The 22384-nt window shown below is 67.6% G+C and carries 16 protein-coding genes and 3 pseudogenes; 8 read left to right on the forward strand and 11 right to left on the reverse strand.

All coding sequences use genetic code 11. The features are described from left to right. Positions 1 to 28 precede the first annotated feature (28 nt). The gene (locus ACFY1U_RS34475; protein WP_390698080.1) at positions 29 to 1705 is read right to left on the reverse strand and encodes a helix-turn-helix domain-containing protein; all 1677 of its coding nucleotides are present in this window, start codon (positions 1703 to 1705) and stop codon (positions 29 to 31) included. Between the two features lie 92 nt (positions 1706 to 1797). On the opposite strand from ACFY1U_RS34475, the gene ACFY1U_RS34480 reads away from it, so the two are divergent. From ACFY1U_RS34480 to ACFY1U_RS34500, 5 genes are all read left to right on the forward strand, one after another. After that, positions 1798 to 2001: a hypothetical protein gene (locus ACFY1U_RS34480; protein WP_389085184.1), complete on the forward strand. Its 204-nt coding sequence runs from the start codon at positions 1798 to 1800 to the stop codon at positions 1999 to 2001. A gap of 634 nt (positions 2002 to 2635) precedes the next feature. Next, positions 2636 to 6478 carry a DUF4365 domain-containing protein gene (locus ACFY1U_RS34485; protein WP_390698235.1) on the forward strand — a complete coding sequence of 1281 codons (3843 nt, stop codon included), beginning with the start codon at positions 2636 to 2638 and terminating at the stop codon, positions 6476 to 6478. Between the two features lie 494 nt (positions 6479 to 6972). After that, positions 6973 to 7524, forward strand: coding sequence for an RNA polymerase sigma factor (locus ACFY1U_RS34490; RefSeq protein WP_389085192.1), 552 nt, complete (start codon positions 6973 to 6975; stop codon positions 7522 to 7524). Positions 7525 to 7595: 71 nt separating this feature from the next. Then, positions 7596 to 8528, forward strand: coding sequence for an RNA polymerase sigma factor SigF (locus tag ACFY1U_RS34495; protein ID WP_390698081.1), 933 nt, complete (start codon positions 7596 to 7598; stop codon positions 8526 to 8528). Positions 8529 to 8817: 289 nt separating this feature from the next. Beyond that, positions 8818 to 9729 carry a hypothetical protein gene (locus ACFY1U_RS34500; RefSeq protein WP_389085196.1) on the forward strand — a complete coding sequence of 304 codons (912 nt, stop codon included), beginning with the start codon at positions 8818 to 8820 and terminating at the stop codon, positions 9727 to 9729. Between the two features lie 203 nt (positions 9730 to 9932). Here ACFY1U_RS34500 and ACFY1U_RS34505 read toward each other — a convergent pair whose 3' ends face one another. Further along, positions 9933 to 10142 carry a hypothetical protein gene (locus ACFY1U_RS34505; protein WP_389085199.1) on the reverse strand — a complete coding sequence of 70 codons (210 nt, stop codon included), beginning with the start codon at positions 10140 to 10142 and terminating at the stop codon, positions 9933 to 9935. A 174-nt stretch (positions 10143 to 10316) separates the two neighbouring features. After that, positions 10317 to 10403, reverse strand: a pseudogene (locus tag ACFY1U_RS34510) (hypothetical protein); the annotation flags it as partial. A gap of 96 nt (positions 10404 to 10499) precedes the next feature. On the opposite strand from ACFY1U_RS34510, the gene ACFY1U_RS34515 reads away from it, so the two are divergent. After that, positions 10500 to 11651 carry a hypothetical protein gene (locus ACFY1U_RS34515; protein ID WP_389085201.1) on the forward strand — a complete coding sequence of 384 codons (1152 nt, stop codon included), beginning with the start codon at positions 10500 to 10502 and terminating at the stop codon, positions 11649 to 11651. 60 nt (positions 11652 to 11711) lie between these two features. On the opposite strand, the gene ACFY1U_RS34520 is transcribed toward ACFY1U_RS34515, so the two are convergent. The 8 genes and pseudogenes from ACFY1U_RS34520 to ACFY1U_RS34555 all read right to left on the reverse strand — a co-directional run. Continuing rightward, positions 11712 to 13931: a S8 family peptidase gene (locus ACFY1U_RS34520; RefSeq protein WP_389085204.1), complete on the reverse strand. Its 2220-nt coding sequence runs from the start codon at positions 13929 to 13931 to the stop codon at positions 11712 to 11714. 20 nt (positions 13932 to 13951) lie between these two features. Continuing rightward, complete coding sequence (locus ACFY1U_RS34525) at positions 13952 to 15094, reverse strand: AAA family ATPase (RefSeq protein ID WP_389085206.1); 1143 nt, start codon at positions 15092 to 15094, stop codon at positions 13952 to 13954. A 236-nt stretch (positions 15095 to 15330) separates the two neighbouring features. Beyond that, a complete protein-coding gene (locus ACFY1U_RS34530; protein WP_389085208.1) occupies positions 15331 to 16491 on the reverse strand; it encodes a Helicase associated domain protein in 1161 nt (386 codons plus the stop codon). 204 nt (positions 16492 to 16695) lie between these two features. Next, positions 16696 to 17232 carry a hypothetical protein gene (locus ACFY1U_RS34535; protein ID WP_389085211.1) on the reverse strand — a complete coding sequence of 179 codons (537 nt, stop codon included), beginning with the start codon at positions 17230 to 17232 and terminating at the stop codon, positions 16696 to 16698. An 887-nt stretch (positions 17233 to 18119) separates the two neighbouring features. After that, the gene (locus ACFY1U_RS34540) at positions 18120 to 19421 is read right to left on the reverse strand and encodes a cytochrome P450 (protein WP_389085213.1); all 1302 of its coding nucleotides are present in this window, start codon (positions 19419 to 19421) and stop codon (positions 18120 to 18122) included. Next, positions 19396 to 20388: a PDR/VanB family oxidoreductase gene (locus ACFY1U_RS34545; protein ID WP_389085216.1), complete on the reverse strand. Its 993-nt coding sequence runs from the start codon at positions 20386 to 20388 to the stop codon at positions 19396 to 19398. The genes ACFY1U_RS34540 and ACFY1U_RS34545 overlap by 26 nt, the downstream gene beginning before the upstream one ends. A gap of 75 nt (positions 20389 to 20463) precedes the next feature. Beyond that, a complete protein-coding gene (locus tag ACFY1U_RS34550; protein WP_389085218.1) occupies positions 20464 to 21207 on the reverse strand; it encodes an IclR family transcriptional regulator in 744 nt (247 codons plus the stop codon). A gap of 346 nt (positions 21208 to 21553) precedes the next feature. Continuing rightward, a pseudogene (locus ACFY1U_RS34555) lies at positions 21554 to 21811 on the reverse strand (3-oxoadipyl-CoA thiolase); the annotation flags it as partial. Positions 21812 to 21891: 80 nt separating this feature from the next. Between ACFY1U_RS34555 and ACFY1U_RS34560 the strand changes: the two are divergent. Both ACFY1U_RS34560 and ACFY1U_RS34565 read left to right on the forward strand, forming a co-directional pair. Continuing rightward, positions 21892 to 21999, forward strand: a pseudogene (locus tag ACFY1U_RS34560) (LysR family transcriptional regulator); the annotation flags it as partial. A gap of 253 nt (positions 22000 to 22252) precedes the next feature. Then, positions 22253 to 22384 (forward strand): muconolactone Delta-isomerase family protein, encoded by a 132-nt coding sequence (locus ACFY1U_RS34565; RefSeq protein WP_389085221.1) that lies wholly within the window; start codon positions 22253 to 22255, stop codon positions 22382 to 22384.

Raw genomic sequence — 22384 nt, forward strand, 5'->3', positions numbered from 1 at the left:
CAGCAGCAGACTCACGGCCGACGCCCCGTCACCGCATCAAAAATGGTGCACTTTCATCCGTACGAGGTGGCGCACGTTCGCTTGTACGCCGACACCTGTCGCCTGCACGCAGGCGGAAGACGACCTGCCGCTTGAGCGCGAACCAGGGATCCACGCGCTTGTAGAGGTGGTAGGCCCATTGGAGCCGGTGCCGCGTTTCCGCGGCGTGGGCGAGCCTGCCGAGGTCCTGGACATCGGTGAGATGGTGGTGCGCGGCCTCCCAGAACGAGGCAGGCGGGCACAGGCAGCGGCGTTCTGCTAGGCCGTGCTGCTCCAGATAGTCAGCCAGCCGGTAGACGACGCCGTGTGTAGTGTCTTGATCTCGAGGAGCACCGGGAGCGCGGCGGGAGGGACGCCGCCGGGCGCGCTGCAAAGGGGCGAGCCGTCCGTGCACGGGTGCCGCCAGTTCCGCCAGAGCCTTCTCCGCCCAGTCCGGACTCAGCGCGTCGTATTCCCGGTCGGTGAGGTAGTCGACGGCGGCATCGGTGAGAAATGCCAGCGGAAGGTGGAGGCCAACGCCGAGCCGACGGGCGTCCATCGCCGTATTAAGAATGGCACGTGCTGGCGGACTGGCCGTGCGGAAGCGGTGCAGGAGCTCAGGCGCACCGGCCAGGTCCTGCGTGACGCGCCCTGCTTCGGCACGTTCCAAGGCTGCAGCGAGTATCCGGTCGCCGGCCGCCGCAAGGTCACGGGCCGCCGACTGCGCGGCGTCGTCGAACGCATCGGGCACGGGGACAGTCCGTCCGGCCAGCAACGCACGGACCTGCGCGTAGCGGTCCGGCTCTCCCGGAAAGGGGAGCGTCGTGTAGGCGCGGTCGTATTCGGGCCAGAGGGTTCCCAGCACCAAGACCGGCCGGACACCCGGGTTGGTGAGCAGGGAGCGGACTGCGGCGGCGATGTCCGGGCCCTTTTGGGCGTCACCCAGATAGTGCTGGGCTTCATTGAGCCACAACACGGTGCGCGGCCCCACACGCCGGATGTCAGCGAGAGTGGCCTCGGCCCGGGTGGGGTCGAAGGGATGCCACAGCCGCCACCCCTGGTCGGCAAGTGGCTGGATAGCCTCCCAACACGCCCTGGTCTTGCCCGTGGAGGACGATCCGACCAGGACAAGCATGCCGCTGCGCCCTGCGGACGCTGCCTGCACGACCTGCTCGAGGACCTCATCGTGCCCGCGCCGCACATATCCGGGCAGGACTGGGACCCGTGCTGTCCGGGGCAGCGCAGTACTCGCTGCCGTGCTCGCGGCGTCGCCCTCCGCACCCGCGGGGTGGACTTCCAGGTCATACGGGTCGCAGGCGCAGATCGGGTGGCCGATACCCTCCTCCGCGCCGTCCGAAGCTGTCCGCGTCAGGCCCTGGGCCTCCGCGTCCGCCTGCATCTGCAGCCCCAGCAGCCGGTCGGCATCCAGACCCAGGGCCTTTGCCATCGCAGCCACTGTCGTCACAGATGGCACTTGATCGATCGCTCGCAAGGCCTGGCTCACCGTCGTGCGACCCAGTCCAGCACGCCGCGCGAGCTGCGTTTGATCCAGCCGGGCCTTGGCGCGCCCCTGCTCCAAAAGCGCTTGCAACTTGGCCAGTGCCTGCCCATTTCCCTTCTGGGTTCCCCCGCTCAACCCTCGATGCCCCCGCTTCCTCACTACGACGTGTGCGACGGTGTCCATCATCGTTCACCTGAACCCTGGCGAACGCGCTCCCCACCACATTTGCAGTCAGCACAATCCCCGTGCTGCCCCGTCCCAGAAGAGGAGCCGTCACCGTGTCGAACCGCTTCGCCCTGGCCCTGTTCACTGTCCTGGCCACCATCGTGCTTGCCATCACGGCCGCAGCCGGAGCGGGTTACCTTTCACGCCGCGATGGCGCTAGCTATCCGGCGGCCATCACCCGAGCTGCTGCCGCCTTCGCCGCCACCGTGACCGTAACCGCCGCCCTGGTGACGGCCATTGTGGCTCTCGCAGGCTGACCTTGCAGTGAGATGTGCCGCCTGAACCTAACCTTTTAGCCATAGAACACACGGCCCCGCCGCCCCATCTCAACTGCCAGGAACGGGGCCGATGCTGTCCACGATGGGACCAGTGGCGCGGCTGGCCGGAAACGAGCCGCGCCAGTCAAGCGAAGGCACTGCCAGCAGGTGCTCTGGACCGAGTACTGGGGCCGCCGCAAGCCGCTCACGCCAACCCTGCAACAGCGGGTGCACGTTGCGGCCTACGGCCGGATCTGGAAGCTGAAGGCTCTGGTCAGAGTCGCTGTCGGCGAGGCTTCCGAGGTGTGCCAGTTCCTCGTCCCCGTTGGGGATGAAGACCACCGAGTCGACGGCGCGGCGATGACCGGTGAGGCGACGCCCGACGGGGGCATCCAGGCTCCGCTACCGCTGGTACGACGGCCAACACGAATTCCGACGAGCGAAGGGCGTGTTGAAAGCGCGCCGGACAGCCCACGTCTTGGTGTGCCCACGCTGGAAGGAGCCCGCGGGAGCCGGCGCTGCCCTGGCCAGCACTCAGCCAGCCCCGACATTGTCAGTGGTGCCTCCTAGGATTTTGTTGAGCACCACGGTGCACTCACGTGCCAGGGCAGAAAGAGAACATGACGTGACGACTGTGCGCCCAACTCATCTCGTTGACCGTGCGGGCGTCACGATGACCGGCTATCTGGTGATCACCCGGCTCGGCTGGCTGTTTCGTGAGCAGGAGACGAGTGACGTTGGGATCGACGCGCACCTTGAAGTCGTCACCGGCGCCAGCCTCGCCGCCAAAACGACGGGCAAACCGACCGGACGCCTGTTGGCAGTGCAGATCAAGTCCGGGGAGAGCCAGTTCACGGCTGCCGCCGAAGGGGGTTGGTGGTATCCCTGCGACGCTGCGCACGTGGCCTACTGGAGCAACCACTCTCTGCCGGTCACCCTGCTGCTGTTTGACCCGAACACCGAACGTGTCCACTGGCAACACGTCACCCCCGACACCCTGGTGAGGACGGGCAAGAACTACAAGGTGTTCGTCCCCGTCGACCAGCAGATAGACCAGGCCAATGCCGAGGCGCTGGCCCGCCCCGCTCGGCTTCAGGACGACGTCGACCCCTTCCAGCATGCAGCAGATCGTCTGCCGGGCGATACCCGCATCCAACTGCTGCGTGAACACCAAGCCCGCGCCGCTCACGCTCTAGACCTGGCCGTTTTCCTTGCGGATGCCGACGACCCGACTCAAGCCGTCCGGCAGCTATTGAGCGCTCCGCCTGTCTGGTTCACCGATGTGGAGGCCGAGCGCGAAGAAGGAGTCTGGCGGGCTGTTGCCGCCTACGCCAGCTCTCACGAAGTCGGCATACCCGCTGCCGAAGCCCTGGAGCGTGCCGCCGCCGCGGCCCCGGGCGACCGCGGACGCCTGCTAGCCCTGGCTGCATTCTCGGCCGTTGAGCACGCTCCCGAGCACGCGCGCCGACTGCTGGACGCCGCTCAGGAGGAAGGCACCACCGTGCTCGTCGCGGCCACCCGAGCTTTCCTCGACGCCGGAGGACAGCACCCCGCACGCCTGCCGGACGCCGTGGAACTTGCACTAGCGGCCGGGGATCCAGCCGCGATCAAAGACGTCAACATCCTGCGCTTCACGGCCTACTGCCACTTCGCAGCCGATCGCCACGAGGAAGGCGAGGACATGCTCGAAAGGGCGCTGCGACTTGCTCCCAATGAACCTGCTGTGCAACTCGACCTCGCACAGTGCCTGTTGCGCCGCAGCGCAGTCGGCGCGCCCCACCAGGCGTCCTTCGACACCGGCCGAGCCCAGCGTCTGGCACAGGCCGCACGCGCCGAGTACCGACGCTGGCGGGGCCCCAGCGCCCGCGCCGCGGCCATCCTCCTCGAGGCCCGAGTGATGTCCGGTGACATCACCGCCGCCATCCACACCGCGATCGCCGAGCCAGAGGGAGACGCCTACGGACCAGAGATCACCTCCCAGACCCTCCTGGTCGAGGCGGTACGGCTGGCCCACAAATCGGGCCGCACGGACCTCGCGGAGACACTCGCTGCTCACATCACCGGACATGGCGAGAAGCTCCAACTGGCCGCGTACGCACGCGAGGCAGATCCTGCTGTAGGCCGTGCCGAGCGCATCGCCGCCTGGCAGGCCGCGGCAGACGGCGCAACCACCGACGAGCATCGAGCGGAGGCCGCATTCGCCCTGACCAGCCACGGCCTCTGGCCGGTGCCTCGCCTCGACGAACTGCGTGAACAAGGGGCTCTGCCCGAAGCCGTCTACCAGACCCGCCGGGCCGTGGCCGATGCCGTCAACGGCGACGTCGATGCCGCCATCCGCCGGCTGCGCATTTGGGAAAGCCACAGCGTGGTAGCCGCGATGACACTCGTCGAACAGTACGAGCACCAAGGACAGTTGGTGCTGGCCGCGGAAGCTGCTGAACGCGCCGGACGGCGCTTCGGCGACACCCACCTCAGGGCACTCGCCATCGACCGGTGGGACCGGGCCGGCGACAGGGAACAGGCCCGTCTGAAAACCCTGACACTGCTGGGACGCCCGTTCCTGTCAGCCGAACTGCGCAGCCAGTTGCGCCGGATGGTCATCCAGTGGGCCCAGGAACGCGCGGACTGGGACGACATGGAAGAACACGCCCTGGTCGGGCTGGCCGAAGAAACCGGCATCGAGCACATCACCGCCCTGGAAGGAGCAGCAGGAACCGTCCCCCCACAGACACTGCCCCTTGCCTGGGCGGCGATCCACGCCCAGCTCAACGCCCGCAAGCTGGAGACCGCACGCGACACGCTTGCCCGGTTCGCCCCGCAAATCCGCAACACACACGACGCACGGGCATGGCTCACCCTGACCGGATGGTCGGGATGGACGCCCGCACTCGCGGAGACAGCGGTCGACCTCGCCGAGCGCTACCGCTGCCAGGACCCCGAATTGACCGGAGCACTCCTGAACGGCGTCCTCCTCGCCACCGGAGAACCGGCCCCCGAACGCACCTCGGCCACCTCCGCAAAAACGGCGGACCCGGCCTGCCATGAGACAGCACCTGCAGCGCTCGTACTGCCAGATCAACTCGGCCGAAGACTGCAAGACCTCTTAGCCGATGCGATAGCAACCCGCTCACTCACCACCATCCAAGGCGCTCAAGACCTCCTGCAGCACGTCGAACGAACCCTGGGCCCCCGCGAACCACTGCTCGAAGCCGCCGCAGACGCCGTACGCGTCGGCACCCTCACGACCGGGATGCTTGCCTGGGCGGCAGGACGCCCCGTCGCCCTCGCGGTGATTCATCGGGCCGCCGGGCTCATCCCCGCCTGCACGCTCAACCCACAACACGTCGCCTCCGAAGTCCGGGCCGCAAACGACGCGCTGAACCGCACCGCCGTGCTCGACCCCAGCGCCCTGGCCCTCACCACACTCCTCCCCGGACGGTTCGACCAGCTCAGGGCCGTCTTCGTCGCTGCCCCCGTCCCACGCGCCGTGTTCGACGACATCATCAACACCCGCTACGCCCTGGACGAGATGCTGCGATCCTCCGGCCAACTCGGCGTACGTGGCGGACGCTTCATCCTCACGAAATACTCCGACCAGGACAGGAGAGAACACAGCCGTCAAGCCGCCGCGTTCTCCCAGATCATCCCCGCCCTGCAGACCGTTGACGTCCCAGACCTCACCGAGATCCGACGCCGGCTCGACCTGCATGATGTTCCCGACCAGGAAACCGCCGCGTGGCTGTCTGCCGCCCAGCATGCCCTGGACACTGGGACCGCCCTGTGGTGCGACGACGCGGCACTACGCGAACTGCTCATCAAGGTCGGCATCCCGACCTTCGGCACCGTTGCGCTCCTACGCCTACTCACCGACCACAGCGACTATCCGGAGTTCACCCACGAGCGCTACCGCGACGACCTCCGCACGCTACTCAAGTCCCACGTCGTGGATCTGCCTGTCACCACGCAGGAGATCACCGACCTCGCCCAAGCGCAGGACTGGGCACCAGCCGCCGCAGCCGCCTCGTTCAGCAGGCCCCACTTCTGGACGATTGAACCGCTCAGAACACGGTGGGCACACATCGCCGAGAAGGTATGGGAGAACGCTCCCGAACAGCTCGCAGGCTGGCTCCACCAGGCGATCGCAGGCGCAACGGCACTGCTGGCGCCACAGGAGATGATCCCGGCCGTCGTACAGCTGACCGCCGAAACCCTGCTAGCGACCGGAATCGGCCCGGAGCCAGCGCAAACTCTGCATCCCGCCGCACTCAAGGCACTCGAGGCGAGCAGCCAAGCAGTATCCCGCCAGCGCACTCTGAGCAGACAGCCCACCCCGGAACTGCAACTACCGACGGCCGACGAGTTCCTGGCCCAACTTCGCCCCGTCGTGACACGCCTGCTGACCGAGCAGCATCGGTTTACACCGACGATGGCAACAGCCATCGTCGAGGCCAGCATGCCGCAGAACCCACCGCGGTGAGCCGTTGCTGCAGAGTGACGGCCGCCCATCTCACCGGCTTCGGGCCGCGCAGGAGGATGTACCAGACCAGATCGACCGCGGCCCGGGGAGGCCCAACAGCGTCGTGCCCTCCCGAGGAGGGCCATGCGGCTTTTTCATCGTCACCGTTCCGGTGCGGTCCAAGGGGTCCCACGCTCCGCTCCGACGATGTGCCGACCCTCTGTCCAGCGGGGCGTGTACACGTTTTCGGCGCCCGATTCCTCTACTCGGTGACAGCGCACCGAGCCTCGGGAGGCTAACGCCGTGACAGAGCAGTGGAGTTGGGTGATAGTGGGCACTGGGGCGGCTACTGCGGGCGCTGCCGTCCAGGCCTGCGGATACCTGCTGAGGGAGCGGGTGCGTGCCCGGGCGATGGCCCGGATGGCGCGCGCACTGTCCGTCCGAGGGGGGATGGCCGAGGTGAGCGACCAGGACGGCACCGCATGGAGCGTCCGCCTGGACGCACAGGATCCTCAATGACGGCCCCGCCGGAGGAGCAGTTCGACGCCCTGTTCCGCCAGTGGTACCGGCCCCTTCTGGCGCAGGCGATCTTCGTCTCCGGAGGGCGCCGTACCTTGGCCGACGACGCAGTGCAGGAGGCCTTTCTTCAGTGCTGGCAGCGTTGGAACGCACCTCACCTGGAGCCGGTCCGGGCTTGGCCGGCCTGGCTGCGTACCACCGTCGTGCGCGAGGTGCTGCGGCTGCAGAAGGATGCAGGCTCGGTCGGCTTCGACACCGAGCATCATGACCGGGCCGCGGCGGAGGTGGACCTGGCATCGTTGATGGATGCGCGCGGCGCCTACCGCACCGTGCTGGAGCGCATCGTGTCCCTCAGCGACAAACAGCGCGAAGTGATGGGCCGCTGCGCGATTGCCGGACAGCCGCTGGGGGATGCCGCGAAGGAGATGCGCATCCAGGTGGCGACGGCGCGCGTGCATCTGCACCGTGCCCGCCAGGCGCTGGAAGATGTACGCAGCCAGCTGCATGAGTTGGGCGTGATCGACACGGGCGAGGGGAGGCAGCGATGACCGGCCACCACGACGAGGACAATGCAGCCGCACTGTCTGCAGGAGCGGTGCGTCGAGGGCGGGAAGCAGTGATGGCCGACCACCACGACGAGGACGATATTGCCGCGCTGCGCGAAACCCTGATGGCCAGTGAAGGACCGATCGGAGCGCTCGTGGCCACGGCCCACGACGTCGAGTCCGCGCTCGCCAGGGTCAAGCGGCGGACCCAGACGCAGCCCGCCCCCCAGTCGGCCCACCGCACTCCGCCCGCAGCAGACCGCAGCAACGCGCGAGCGATGTTCCTGCAACTGCGCGCCCTGAACGACGGCAGCCCGGAGTACGCGGAGCTGCGCAACAAGCTGGTCCGTATGCACCTGCCGCTCGTCGAGCATCTCGCGCGCCGCTTCCGCAACCGCGGCGAGCCGCTGGACGACCTCACCCAGGTCGCCACCATCGGCCTGATCAAGTCCGTGGACCGCTTCGACCCGGAGCGCGGCGTCGAGTTCTCGACGTATGCGACCCCGACGGTCGTCGGCGAGATCAAGCGGCACTTCCGCGACAAAGGCTGGGCAGTGCGCGTCCCGCGGCGCCTGCAGGAACTGCGCCTCGCGCTCACCACGGCCACCTCAGCGCTCTCGCAGGCGTACGGCCGACCGCCCACGGTCCACGAGCTGGCCGAGAAGCTGGCGATCTCGGAGGAGGAGGTCCTGGAGGGCCTGGAGTCCGCCAACGCGTACTCGACGCTGTCGCTGGACGTCCCCGACACCGACGATGAATCCCCAGTGGTTGCGGACACCCTGGGAGTTGAGGAGGCGGCACTCGAGGGCGTCGAGTACCGCGCGTCCCTCAAGCCGTTGCTGGAGGACCTCCCACCCCGGGAGAAGCGGATCCTGCTGCTGCGTTTCTTCGGCAACATGAGCCAGTCGCAGATCGCGCAGGAGGTCGGCATCTCTCAGATGCACGTCTCCCGGCTACTGGCGCGCACGCTGGCCCAGCTGCGGGAGAGGCTTCTTGTGGAGGAGTGAACTGCCTTACGTGGAACCTTCCGTGCCCGCGGTCCGAGAGGGCGCAACTCTTCGAGGGGATCAGCCGCGTGGGCTGTATTCCAGGCAAGATCGTCGCGTCGGGCGGAACTCAGAGGAAGAGCGGCCTAGCGTCGTAGTGCCCTGCTCCGACAGGACGGCAGGGCGCGGGCAGCCCTCCACCATGCGCCCTGGTGAGGGCCGCCCCACCTGATGCCGAATCGAGCAGGCGGCCCTTCCACGCCCCCGAAAATCTCGGTAGGTGTCAGGGGGCGGAGCTACGGTTCGCTTCATGTTCAGAAGTGGCCGTAAGAAGCAACGTGATCCGCTGGCGGCGGATCCCCGGCGATCGGTGGGTGAGGCCCTCGTTGAGGACGTCCCCGAGCACTTGGAGATTCCCCTGCGGCGATGGGTCATGGAGATCCTCCAAGACGACGAGGACAACGCTCAGAGGGTCGCTTTGCATCTGCGGCTGCGCGTGGACACCGGCCGGCACGAGTACTCGCCTGCCAAGTTCCTAGCGAGCCGCACCACCGGCAAGCAACTGCTCGACGTCATCGACGCGATGCTGAGCTTCAGCGCACCGCCCGAGCCGGAGCCTGGCAGCCCGCGGGCCTACAGGTCGAGTGGCTACGCGGACGGCAACGCCGATCGAAACAGGGCCATCGCCGCTCTGCAGGACATGCTGACGCTCGGGGGCTCTGCCTACCGCGTGAATGATGCTCGTACTGGCCTTGAGCTTCGGGTCAACACCACGGCTCAGCAGGCCGTGGCCGGCGCGCTCGCCGCGTCGCGTACGCCGAGCAGCGGGTCTGCCGCCGATCACCTGGCGGCGGCTTGGAAGTGTGTGTACGGGCGCGACCCGGATTCCTCCAAGGCGTACAGCGAAGCGATCAAGGCGGTGGAGTCAGCCGCTCAGGCTCTCGTTGAGCCGAACAATGCCAAGGCGACCCTTGGGACGATGCTGGGTGTCATGCGCAACTCGCCGCAGCGGTTCGCCACGGCGATTCCGGCGGCCGGCAGCGCGGACGATATCGAGCTGGTAGCGGACATGATGCGGCGTTTGTGGCAAGGACAGACCTCTCGGCACGGCTCGCAGAGCCTCACGCGGCTCGAAACCCAGCAGGAGGCGGAGATGGCGGTCCACTTGGCCACCACACTGGTGCAGTGGTTCGCAGCCGGGCTGATCCACCGCGTCCCCTAGGTACCGCCCTGATTGCGGCGATCTAGGGACCCGGGTACCTGGTCGCCCCGCGGCTGGTCGGAAACGAGCCGTCCGGTCATGCGCAGGCGCTGCCGGCGGGTGCTCTGGGCCGAGGACTGGGCTCCGCAAGTCGTTCCCGCCAACCCGGCAACAGCGGGTGCGCGTTGCGGCCTGCGGCCGGATCTGGAAGCTGAAGGCTCTGGTCAGAGGTCGCTGTCGGTGAGGCTTCCGCGGTGTGCCAGGTCCTCGGCCGTACAGCCGCGCCGCTGTGCCAGGGCCTGGAAGGCTTCACACTCGCGCTGCGAGGCCAGGGCCCGTTCGGCTGCCGTACGGCGGATGTATTCATCCGGGGACACTCCCAGGGCGGACGCATGGGCGGCGATGGCATCCCGCTCACCGGGGGTGAAATCCACAAAGGCCTCCTGAGGCTGGCCAGTTCGCTCGGCGGGAACCAGGCACCGGCATGCCCGCGCCGACTCTGACGCTATCGCGCTGCTGCGCGCCGGAGCCATACTGCGGCGGTCCTCGCACGGAGGCACGCGCTGCCTTACGGAAACAGCCGGAGGGGCAGAAGGCCCGACGGTCGTTCAGCGGGCGGGGTTCCACAGACGGATCGTCTGGTTGGCGCCGCTGCTGACCAGCAGGTTTCCGTTTGGGATGAAGACCGCCGAGTAGACGGCGCGGCGACGACCGGTGGGGCCACGCCCGACGGCCCGTGCACCCTGGTAATGCGTTGCCTAGCCAGCACCGTGCGTCGCATCATCACACCCATGAGTGATCCTTCCCGCAGCCCCAACCCGGGCACAGGCCTGCTCGGCCCGAACTACGCCCGCCGCAACCAGCCCAGCGCCACCACGGACATCGAGGAGGAGGGACGGTGGGTGGCTGTCGACGAATCGGGGTGGGACGGGGACCAACTGCATGGCGAGCAGCGCAGCCGCTACCTGTCGATCGGATCAGTCGCCATCAGTGACGCCGACGCCGAGCCCATCGTGGACGAGATCCGCACCGCCACCCGCCTGCAAGCACCCGAGCTGAAGTTCTCCAAGGTCTTCGCCGGACCGAAGAATGGCCAGCGGCGCTTGGTTTTGTCCGCGCTGCTGGCACCGGGCGGTGCCTTGCACGAGAGGGCATCGGTCTATCTGATCGACAAGCATTACTTCGTCGTGGGCAAGCTGATCGACTTGTTCGTCGAGGAACAGGCCTACAAGCAGGGACGCAACCTCTACAAAGCCGGCCGTGCACGCAAGATGGCCCGCAGCTTGTTCGACGAGGGGCCGCGTGCCCTGGGACCGGCGCTCTTCGACCGACTGTTGTCGTCCACCGTTGCCTTCACCTCACAAAAGAACCGGGACCAGCAGGTCACAGTCGATGATTTCTATGAGGTCGTGGAGGAAGCCTGGGCTCGTTCCCGCCGCCGCAACGTCACCGAAGCCTTGGCACTGCTGCGCACCACCCGGCAGGAAGCCACCGAATACGTCCAGGATGCACATGGGCCGGACGCGATTCTCCCGCAGGCACTGGAACCTCTCATCCCGGCCGTTTCTGCGATCACCGCAAACTGGTCCCGAAAACTGGGCAGGGTCAACATGCTGGTGGACGACCAAAGAGCCCTGTCCGATGCGAACCTTGACGACATCGAGAGGGAAGCACGTGACCGCGGGCATCCCGACTTCCGCCACCTGTCCAGGGGAGTGCACCTGGGGCACCTGCTGCGAGGGCAGTCCACACAGCACCCATCACTGCAGCTCGCGGACCTGATCTCGGGCGCCGGATTTTCCGTGGCGCAGCGCCACAATGGGCTCGCCAACCCCGCCGGAGAAGACCTGTATCCCGTTGTGGTGCCTCTCATCGACGAGGCAGGCATGCTTCCACACGACGAGCCTGCCCGCGTAGCCCGCCCCTCTTCTCCAGTCGCCTGAGCTTCGGTATTGCGAGGGTCGTAAACGGCCCCGGAGGCGGAGCGGGGCGATGCGCTGTTGTCAGGGGCGAAGGGGGATGGGGATGGCGATGACGGGTTGCAGGATCTCGAGTCGGGCTGCGTAGGTGCGGACGACCTGGTCGTAGAGGTCAGGTACGGCCGGCGCCTTCAGCGTGACGACCAGGGCGTAGGACACTTCTGGGTCGGTGTCCGATGGGAGGTCGTCCAGGCGGAAGACGTGGCGCACGTCGAAGGCTGGCCGCTTGAGGCGGTCTGCCTTGAAGACGGCCGTCTTGTGTTTGACGGTCTCCCACTTGTGGGCGTCCGCGCGCAGTTCCTGTTCGGTCATGTAGTCGCGGGCCTGGAAGAACGGCTCGGATTTGGGCACGTTCCCGGACGGGTTGAGCCGCTCCATGTGGGGACGGAAGAAGGGCTCGAACGCGCTGGTGGTGTAGTTGCGCGGTGCCCGTGGGTCGGTGGGGCAAGCGATGCAGTACGTCGCGGTGATCTGCACGTTCCCTGCGGTCACCGATTCGGGCAGCGGCAGGAACATGCGCACGGTCTGCTTGGGGGCCAGCTTTCCCTGGTAGACGACGCGGGCAGTGTGGGGCGGGCAGACGACGTAGTCCTCCAGCGTGGTGGGCAGCCGGCCCCAGCCTCGTTCGGAGGTGTCCTGCTCGTTGTCCTCCGCGCAGTGGACGAGCAGGGCTTTCAAAGCGAGCGGGGTAAGGACGGGACCGAAGTGCGCCCGGATGCCAGCCGCCATCCGCAGGGCGCTGGGCGCGGCGAAACTGGTGCCGAGCGACATCGGCGGCGCCTGCTGGCCGTACGGTGCGGCGAAGAAGAACGGTTCCTTGTGGTCCCCGCCGAAGCTGAGCACATCGGGCTTGACCATGCCGGGGCAGCGCCCCGGGCCCAGAGCGCTGTACGAGGCGCGCCGCCATGAGGGGCGCGTGGAGTCGGCCGCACCGACCGAGAGGGCGTTGACACTGTCGGAGGGCACCTGTATGCGTGCGTTGCCGGAGGGCTGGTCCAGGGCGCCGTTGTTGCCCGCGGCGATGGTCAGCAGGCGTTTGCCGTCGGAGAGCCATGAGTCCAGCAGCGCGGTCCAGGGATGGATTTCGTCATCTTCGATGGGCAGGTCGGGACCGAGGCTGAGATTGACGAGTTCGTGTGGGTTCTCCCGCAGCACCGTGTCGACGCGGTCCAGGGTCCGGTAGAGGGCGAGACCGTCTTCGGGATCTTGGTCGACGACGCGGAAGTGGTCGACGGTGCCGAAGGGGCGCGGTGCCGTCTGTCCGGGGACGAGGGGCCCGAACAGGGCTGCTGAGGTCACGTTGTGGCCGTGATCGAGGTAGTCACCGGCGGCGGCACCGATGCCGGGCGCCTCGTATGAGCGTGCCCATGGGGCCATCGGGCCGTCCTCGGGGAGGCCTCCGTCGAGGACGGCCATCTTCACTTCGGGGTCGACTGCTTCGGTGTTGGGCAGGGCCGGGGCTTTGAGACCGGTGGCCGTTGTGGCGCGCTCGACGGGGTGGAAAGCCCTAAGCTTCGGCATGGGCCGGATCACACGGGCAAACGCGAACTGGGCCAGCTGGTCGAGGGCTTCGCGATCCAGCCGCACCGGGACGAAGGCGATTCCCTGCAGGCGTAGGGCGTGGGTGACCTCGGCAGTGCCGCCGAGGGAGTCGACGTAGTCGGCGAAGCCAGTGAGGACCTTGGAACGGATCCGGTGGGGCAGGTGCAGACCGACTTCCACGAGTGATCCTGCGGCCAGACGCGTCATGTTGCGCTGCCGCTCACGAGGGGTGGGTGCGCGGAAGGACTCGACCTTCCGTAACTGATCGCCTCCTGGCAGCGGGCCGGCCGCCATGCGCTGGGCCCAGAGGGTGAACGCCGCCCGCCGGCCGGAGATGAACAGCTCGGCTGTCTCAGCGGCTGCGGGCGACCGCGACGGGTTGGTCCATTTCTCGGGCCGCACCGTGGCGTTGCGGGCGCCGACGTAGGACAGGCCCAGGTCGTCTAACAGCCGTTGGGGATGGTAGCTCTTGGCGATGAACTGCGGATGCATCGTCAGGACGCCGACGACCTGTCCGTCCGGGCAGGCCTGGGCGGGCAGCCGGGAAAAGTGCTGGACCGCCTCCCTTACTTGCGGGCGCAGACGCGTGCGGGCCTCGTCCTCGGTGTAGGGCAGCGGTGTCGAGCCTCCCCCCGGTGGCAGCGTGACTGCCTCAACGAGCCTTTCCCCATGGCCGAGTAAGAAGTTGTGCGGTCCGGGCACTGGCTGCTCCCCCTCGAGATCTACCCCTCAGACTCCTGCCGCCGCATACGGTTTCGGATCGTGTCCCTGCTGATTCCTGACAGCTCGTGTACACGCCGTTGCGACATGTGATCAGATTGCACCAGATCCACTGCCAACCGCACCCTCTCTGCAAAGGGCAATTGCCGTACCTGCTCGCCACAGACACGCAGAAGCGCCTCGCCGACCGGCTGATCGGACAAGGCGGCGCGGCGTCGTGCAGTCATCACCACACGATGAGCCTCCGAGTACGATGCACTCTGGGCGCTCAGTGCCTGGGCGATGGCGGTGAGGACATCGTCAGGAGCCTGGTCTTCGCAGTACTGCCCGAGGGCCTGCCGCAGCTGTGCTGCATCGGGCAGAGCGAAGTCGATCACCACCTCGAAGCGGCGCCAGACAGCGGGATCAAGCAGGGAACCATGGTTGGTGGCCGCCAGGAGCAGCGAGCTGGCTGGCCAGTCGTCAATCTCCTGCAACAGCACGGTGACCAGTCGCTTCAGCTCACCGACCTCGGCACCGTCATCCCGTCTCTTGGCGACCGTGTCGAGCTCGTCCAGCAAGAGGATCGAGGGGCTGGCCTTCGCATAGTCGAGGACCTTGCGAATGTTGCCGCCGGTCCGTCCCAGGTAGCTGCTCATGACGGACGACAGATCGAGGACAAGGAGAGGCAGGTTCAGGCGGCTGGCAATCCACCGCGCCACCAGCGTTTTGCCGACTCCAGGGGGCCCCACGAAGAGGGCGCTACTGCTCGGCGTCAAACCGGCCCGCACGAGACGGTCGCAGCCCAGACGTTCCTCGCAGAGCTGATCAACGGCCCCGCGGACGCCCGACGACAGCACAGGCGTCACCGACGGAGCCAGATGATCAGGGCGGATCAGGGGCACTCGGCTGTCCATGTCGAGCGGCAGCGGCGCGGCGTTGCCCATGCCGCGCAGCGGCGCATCCGCCGTCGGCGCTTCCCTCAGCAAGGACTGCAACGCCTCGGCAGTTGCCCGGTTGGTACGGCTGTAGCGTCTGGCCATGCGCTGCAGCAGGGTCTGAACATCCTGGCTGCGCCCGGCGAGCGCCATACGTGCAAGATGGACTAAATCATGCTCAACTGCTGTCATCTCGTCCGCCTGATGGCCATCCAAGGTCCTGGTCATAGGGGGAACACTAGTGACTGACGGGCGAGATATGCGCGACCAGGTCACCGCTAGTCCGTATCGATGCCTGGCCTGTCTTCACGAGGCGTCGTCAGCGTTGGATTGAGCATGGTCGGTCAGCGCGAAGCAGAGCTGGGCGTCTTGGCGATCAGCAGACAGCACGCCGTCCAACCCTTGCAGGCCATGCGTCGACCAGGAGTACACCACGCTCTTGGTGCACGCGGCTACGGATCTCTTTATGCAGGCAAGCCGATGTAGGCGCCCAGCCGTTGCTGCCAGATGGCGTCCTGTTCAGGCAGGACAGTGCGGCAGATTCGTTTGAGGGTGCCGTCGTCGCGCCAGCGAAGGAAGCGGCGTCGGCAGGCCTGGAAGGTGCCCAGAGCTGAGGGAAGTCGTGTCCACGCCTGTCCGGTGCAGGCGATGTGGACGATGGCTTCCAGGATTTGCCGATCACTGCGGGGGCGGCCGCCGGTGTGCGAGCGCGCGGGCAGCAGCCCGGACAGCGTTTGCCAGGCGACGTTGCTGATCCGCGGCTGCCACACCGGTATTTCGCCAGCCAGCGACAACAGCTCATCGACCAGAGACTGCTGCCGTGGTTGCAGCAGCGGTCGTCGCGCACTCTGCTCGCGCAGCGAGGCTGCGGCGTGCTCACCATTCGGTGCGGCGGCCCACCACTCAAGACCGTCAGGGAGCCCGGTCAGGTGGTGGTGGCAGGCCCACCACATACGCTGCCAGGCCACCGGCCAGGGCGGGTTCCACCACGCGTCGAGGGCCGTCAGATGGTGGCCCAGCCGGGTGGGCCGGCCAAGGCTGCGCTGGCGCTGACGCTGATTGCTGAGCCAGGTGCCCAGAGAGAAGCCGTCTACAGCAGTGGGCCGGGACACGGCGAGGTGGCCGTGACGGGCGGCATAAGCACGGGCGACAGTCAGGCCATCGGCGGTCGGACGCCGCCGTCCGGGCCAGGCGTGGAACCGTTCGACCTCGCCCGCAGTCAGGCCGAGCTCGGCCAGCAGCACCTGCTGACCCTCGTGCAGTTGATCGTAATGGGTGATCTGGTGGCGCAGCCACCGCTGAAGCCAGCGCGGCAGCCCGGTCAGGTTGTCGCCGCCGTGTACCGGCCCCTGCTCGTGCACGTGGGCGCGGGCCCGGTACCAGGCACGCTGCCAGTCGACGGGCCAGGGTGGGTTCCACCACACATCCAGCCGTCGAAGCTGCTCCGCCTGTTCCCTGGTCAGTGACGTCGCGTCGGCACGTCGGTTGGCCAGCCACCGCCCCAGATCAAACCCCTCCTGCACCCGGCCATCGGTGTGCGCGACGGCCAGATGCCCGAACCGCTGCACATGAAGACGGGCCTGCTCAAGGCCTTCGGCGAACAACTGCGCATGCCGCTGCTCCAAGCCCCGGCCGTGCCCGGCCCGCCGCGGCACCCTCAACTCTGCCCGCCAGCCTCTCTGCGCCGCCGGTTGGCCAGGTCCTGCCGCACCCGAATCCTCACGGATGCCTGGGCCTGCGCTCAGAGGGTCTACCAGCCGGCGCAGGCCCGTTCCTACTTCCACCGGCCGGTGCGCGCTGTGCACCCACCACAGCCCATACCGCCCCTGCTACGCAGGCGACCCCGCCGGGCGGCGCTGCTCACGTACCACCGCGTGAGCCCAGGACGCCAACGGCCCGCCATGGCCGTCCGCTTCCAGTTCAACCAGCCACTCCCGTCCCAGCCGCTTGCCCAAGGCGGCAGCAAGCCGCTCACCGCTGCCCCGGCCGCGCACCAGAGCCCCCGAACGGTTCTCAGCGACCAGCTGCTGCATCCGCGGGTCCAGCAGAGCTTGCGCCACCGCGACGACCTCCGGGAACATCACCACGTCCCGTACCAGCAGCCGCCACTGCTCAACGCCCCAGCCCGCCGGATCCGGACACCACCGGCGCGTAGCTGCCACCAGCTGCTCTAGGCGCGGCCCCCACACCCTCTCCCGCTCCCAGAACTCCTCCCGCCCCCACCACCCGCCCACCACCGCACGCGCTAGCCCGAACACCTCACGAGGCGCCGCGTCGGCCGCCTGCCCGATCCGCTCCACTCGATCCCACTGACGCTGCGCCCGGATCAACTCCATCACCAGATCCTCGGCATCAACGAATTCCACCGGATGTCCTTCGCCCACCTCCAGCAGCCACCGGCCATGCCGCGCACACAGCCGCCGCCACCGCGGCCGGTACGCCCAGACCGGCGCCCCACCGCTGCTACGCCGGGCTGCGCACAACCTGCAGCCGAACACCACCGGCCCCCACTCCGAAGCCGCCGACCGCCACCTCGCCCACCCCTGCCCGTCCTCGCCACGGCCAGCCAGCTGTGTCGGCCCTGCCGTCCAGGACGGCAACGCCCGCGCGAGATGGCCTGCTGGCACACGGCACCACCCGGCCAACTGCGCCTGCGCCACTGCGTCGAGGAGCACTTCACCGTCGGGACGCACACCATGCCTTTGATGCACGGGGTTTGCCCACTGCCACCACGCCGTCAGGTCGGTTACCTGCAACCGGTAGGCGGACGCCACCCGGTGCAGAAAAGACCACGTCGTTTCTCCTGGAAGGGGTGTCACCCGCAGGACTGCCTCCACAGCATCGATTTCCGCCCAATTCGCTCTTGCTTCCTGGCCGCTACGGCGTAACCCGGGCGTATCTACTACGTGCAGAGGTTGAGCGCGGCAAGGACCACCTCGGCGCACTCTTCGTGGTCGCAGCCAACCTCGCCGAACGCTTCTGGACCGTGATGAACCGCCAGATGCCCTACGTCATCTGCGACACCAACGCCTGTGCGGTTACCCCGAGTGAGGCGCAAGCGATCATCGCCGAACACTGGACCGTCCCACCCGAGGTCCGGTTCCGACACCGCAGCAAGAAGACGGGGAAGGCCCCCCGAACAGTCCCAGCGAGACCGTTGCTACGGGGCGGCCTTCCCCACCAACGACCCTCAGCGGCACCCGGCGCCCAGGTCAACAAGAGACCCGCTTGGCAGGGGATCCCCCATGGGGAATCAGCTCAGGTGGAACCGCAGGGGGATCGACTTCCACGCTCGGAGCGTGTTGTTGTGGTGACGTTCAGGCGTCTCAGCGATCTCGATGCGGCACACGCGGTCGAGAAGGGCGTGCAACAGCGCCTCGGCTTCGAGCCTAGCTACGTGCTGTCCCACACACTGGTGTATGCCCATGCCGAAGCCCACGTGCCCGGAGGGGTCTCGGGCGAGGTCGTACACGTCGGGGTTGTCCCAGCGGCGCGGGTCGCGGTTGGCGGCTCCGAGGAACATCAGTATCTTCCGTCCCTCCGGGATGGTGACGTCGCCGATCCGGACGTCTGTGGTGGCGGTGCGGAAGAACGTCTGTACGGGGGATTCCCAGCGAACGGCTTCGTCGAAGGCGACGCGGATGCGGTCGCGGTCGCCTCTGAGCGCGTCCCATTCATGCGGGTGGCTGGCGAAGGCGTGGAGAACAGCTGCGATGCCGTGCACGGTGGTGTCGACGCCTGCGGAGAGAAGTGAGCGGACGATGAGGGGTGCTTGCTCGTGAGTAATGTCGCCGCGGTCAGCCGCCGCCCAGATGGCCTCGCCGAACCCTCCGGCGGTCAGGGCGTCGCGGGCGCACTGGGCGATGACCCATGTGGAGATGTCGCCGATGCGGTCCGCGCCCTTCTGGACCAGGTCGTTGCTCGGACCGAAGGCGTTGAACAGGTGGTCGCCGTACGGCAGTAGGTTCTCGCGGCCTTCTTTTCCGATGCCTACTGCGTCGGGGAACACTCGGATCGGGAACGCGGCCGCCAGGTCGGCGTACCCGTCGATCTCCAGCACCTTGCCGGTCGCTCGTTCGGCCAGGTCACCGACCAGCTGCTCGGCGTCAGCCATCCAGCCGTCCCGGAGCTTTCGCAGGGCACGAACCGACAGGATCGAGGAGAGCACGACGCGTGGTGCGTCGTGGTGCGGCGGATCGCTCTCCAGCAGCAGGCTCGGCGGCCGCCATGGCTTCTCGTACTTGAAGTTGCTGAGGCCCACTCCTGCTGCGGACTGGAACGACTGCCAATCGACGAGCGCAGCCCGGACGTCGGCGTAGCGCCCCATCGCGAACACGTCGTAGCGGGACAGGTAGACGACCCGGCCGGCCCCACGCAGCTGCTCGTGGAACTCCGACGGGTCCTCGAGGATGTCGTGCCCGAACGGGTCGGCGTCGATTGTCGGAACGCCCCCAAGGCCGCCGAGTGGCTCCGAGGCTCCGAGCGGGAGCCGAGCAGCCTCTGGATTCGACGTAGTCATGACGCTCTCCTCACAGGTCCAGCACGAGTCGGTCACCGATGGAGCGCGACACACAGACGAACATGCAGTCACCGCTTTCCCGCTCGGCGTCGGAGAGGAGCGAATCGCGGTGGTCCGGCGCGCCTTCGAGGACGGTTGTCTCACAGGTTCCGCACGTGCCCTCCCGACACGAGGACAGAACGTTCACTCCGTGACGGTCGAGGGCGTCGAGAATCGACACATCGGGCTCGACCGTCACAGATCCGCCTGTCCTGGCGAGGTCGACGACGAACGGGGTCGTACGCGCCGGAGCGTCCTGTTCTTTCGGTACGAAGCGCTCGGTTCGCACTGCTCCGGCCGGCCACTCTTGCGTCGCCGCGGCCAGCGCATCCAGGAGGGGCGCGGGCCCGCAGCAGTACACCTTGCCGGTGCCGTGTTCGAAGTCCGTGAGTGCAGCGGCCAGGTCCAGCAGGCCGAACTCGTCTTGCGGGCACACCTGGACCCGATCTCCATAGGTCTGGAGCTCGGGCAGGTACGCCATCGAAGCGCGCGTACGTCCGCCGTAGAGCAGCTTCCAGCCGGCACCGAGTCGTTCAGCTGCAGCCACCATCGGGAGGATGGGAGTGATCCCGATGCCGCCCGCGATGAAGAGGTACCGGTCGGCCGGAACCAGGGCGAAGTTGTTGCGCGGGCCACCGACGCCAACAACGTCTCCTTCGGCGAGGTGGTCGTGAACCAGCGCGGAGCCTCCGCGGCCGGCGGGTTCACGGAGGACCGCGATTTGGTAGGTCGAGGCGTCCCATCGGTCGCCGCACAAGGAGTACTGCCGTGAGTACTGCGAGCCGTCGGGCGCGGTCAGCACAAGGTCGATGTGCGCTCCGGGCGCCCAGTCCGGCAGCCGCGCACCGTTGGGATCACGCAGCGTGAGCTGGGCGACCCCGTCGGCGACGATGCGTTTGGAGGCCACGACCAACGTCGTAGCGGTCGATGCGACCGCACGACCGGGCGAGAGTGCGATGGACATGCGCAGACTGTCGCTCGCCGGTGACCGGCGTCACCACCGCCATCCCATTGAATGGCAGCATCGTGGTGACCGCTGTCACTGCTCGTGATCGTCCAGTTTGGGCTGCTCCGCCGACGGGCCGACCAAGAGGCGGTGGGTTCCCCGTGCCGCAGCGAGCAGCGCGGGGATGTGTGAACGCGCGGCGTCGTCGTTCGGTACGACGACCGAAAGCGCTGCGATGACGCGGTTTCTGCTGTCCCGGATGGGGACGGCGACGCCGGTGGCGTCCGGGTGGAGGTAGCCGGGGCAGAATGCGTAGCCATCGTGTCGGATGCGGGCCAGTTCGGAACGCAGTGCTGCCTCGGTGGTGATGGTCGCGTCGGTGAAGCGCTCCATCGGAGAGTTCAGGATGCGCTCCTGCAGGGTGCGCCCAGCGTGTGCAAGCAGGACCAGTCCGGAGGAGGAGGCGTGGAGGGAGAGCCGTCCGGCGATGCGGGTGAAGTTGATGACCGAGCTGCGTGCACTCAGTCGTTCAATGAAGAGCACCTCGTCGTTTTGCAGCACACCTATCTGAACGTGGTGGCCGGTGACCGCGTGCAGGTCCTCCATGAACGGCAGAGCTGCCTCGCGCAGCCCTAGTGTGGGTGAGGCGCGCTGGCCGAGCTCCCACAGGCGGACACCAATGCGCACGTGACGGTGGGCATCGCGCCGCAACAAGCCCTGGTCGATGAGCTCGTCGACCATGCGCGAGGCGGTCGAAAGTGGGAGCTTGGCTCGCGTGGCGATCTGCGAGACCTGCAGCGCCGGGGTGTCTGGCCCGAACGCATCAAGGATGCGCACGACGCGTTCCAGGACCGACTCCCCAGAGGTAGATCTGGCCAACTTGCCCCTCCTCCACGAGCTACCTGAATACAGCCACACCGGCATACCTGGCCCCGCGTAACCGAACCGTCCACGGCCCCGCGTTCTCGGTGCCATCTGGACGTGGTCGGCGATCGGCTGCGGGGAGCCGGGCAATACGCTGGTTGGTGGGAGACGCTGAACGACCACGGGCCTCAGCGAGCAGCGCGGGGATTTGAACCTCAACCCTCTGGGTTGGATCGGCGCATTGCCGACCGCTACCAAACGTTGTGGGATGCGGCCGGATCCTCCGTGTTGACGAGGAGGAGTCCTCGCTGTCGGTTCCGACCGTGGTCGCGGGCACGCCGGTCGGCAGCCCTGCCAGCAGCGCCGCCATCCGGCCGACGTTGCGTTTCTCCTCCCCCGCACCGTTCGCGTTACCCCACACCACCTCCTCGACCGCGGCCGGGTCGAGGCCCGGCGTCTTCACGAGCAGCGACTCGATCAGCGCGGCGGCGAGATCGTCGGGGCGCACACCCGCCAGGGCGCCGTTGAACCGGCCGAACGGGGTCCGCACCGCGGCATAGAGAAAGGCACTGGCCAGCGACGTCATGACAACGACGGTAGACGCGATCAGCGATAGGGTGAAGTATCGATATCGGGTCAGATTGAGATGGTGGCCGTATGGATCTGCGGCACCTGCGCTACTTCGTCGCCGTCGCCGAGGAACGTCACTTGGGCCGCGCCGCCGACCGCTTCCACATGGCGCAGCCACCCCTGTCGCAGGCGATCGACGCACCCCGAAGAACCGCGGCCCGGACACCGTCGTATTCGGCGCGGCCTGCCGGCTGACCTCCCGGCGCGCCGGCAAGCTCCTCAACTTCCTCAACAAGAGCGACGACCTGCTCACCGAGCCGCTCCAGATCCATGGGTGAGCTCGCGGTGCGTCCCGAAGCGGGCCTGGGCGTGGAGATCGACCCCGGCAAGCTCGCCCGCTACCGCACCGACCGCTGAAGCGGGAGACACACGCTCTTCCACGCCCCGGATGGACGTCCGCTTCCCCCACGACCTCGACGCCGCGATGCGAGCCGAAATCGTGGCGCGCGAGAACACCTACGCACAGGATCTGCAGCGCGCCGGCAAGTGGCCGCACCTGTGGCGGATCGTCGGGGAATAG

It is taken from the genome of Streptomyces sp. NPDC001351 (genome assembly GCF_042896045.1).
GTDB lineage: Bacteria > Actinomycetota > Actinomycetes > Streptomycetales > Streptomycetaceae > Streptomyces.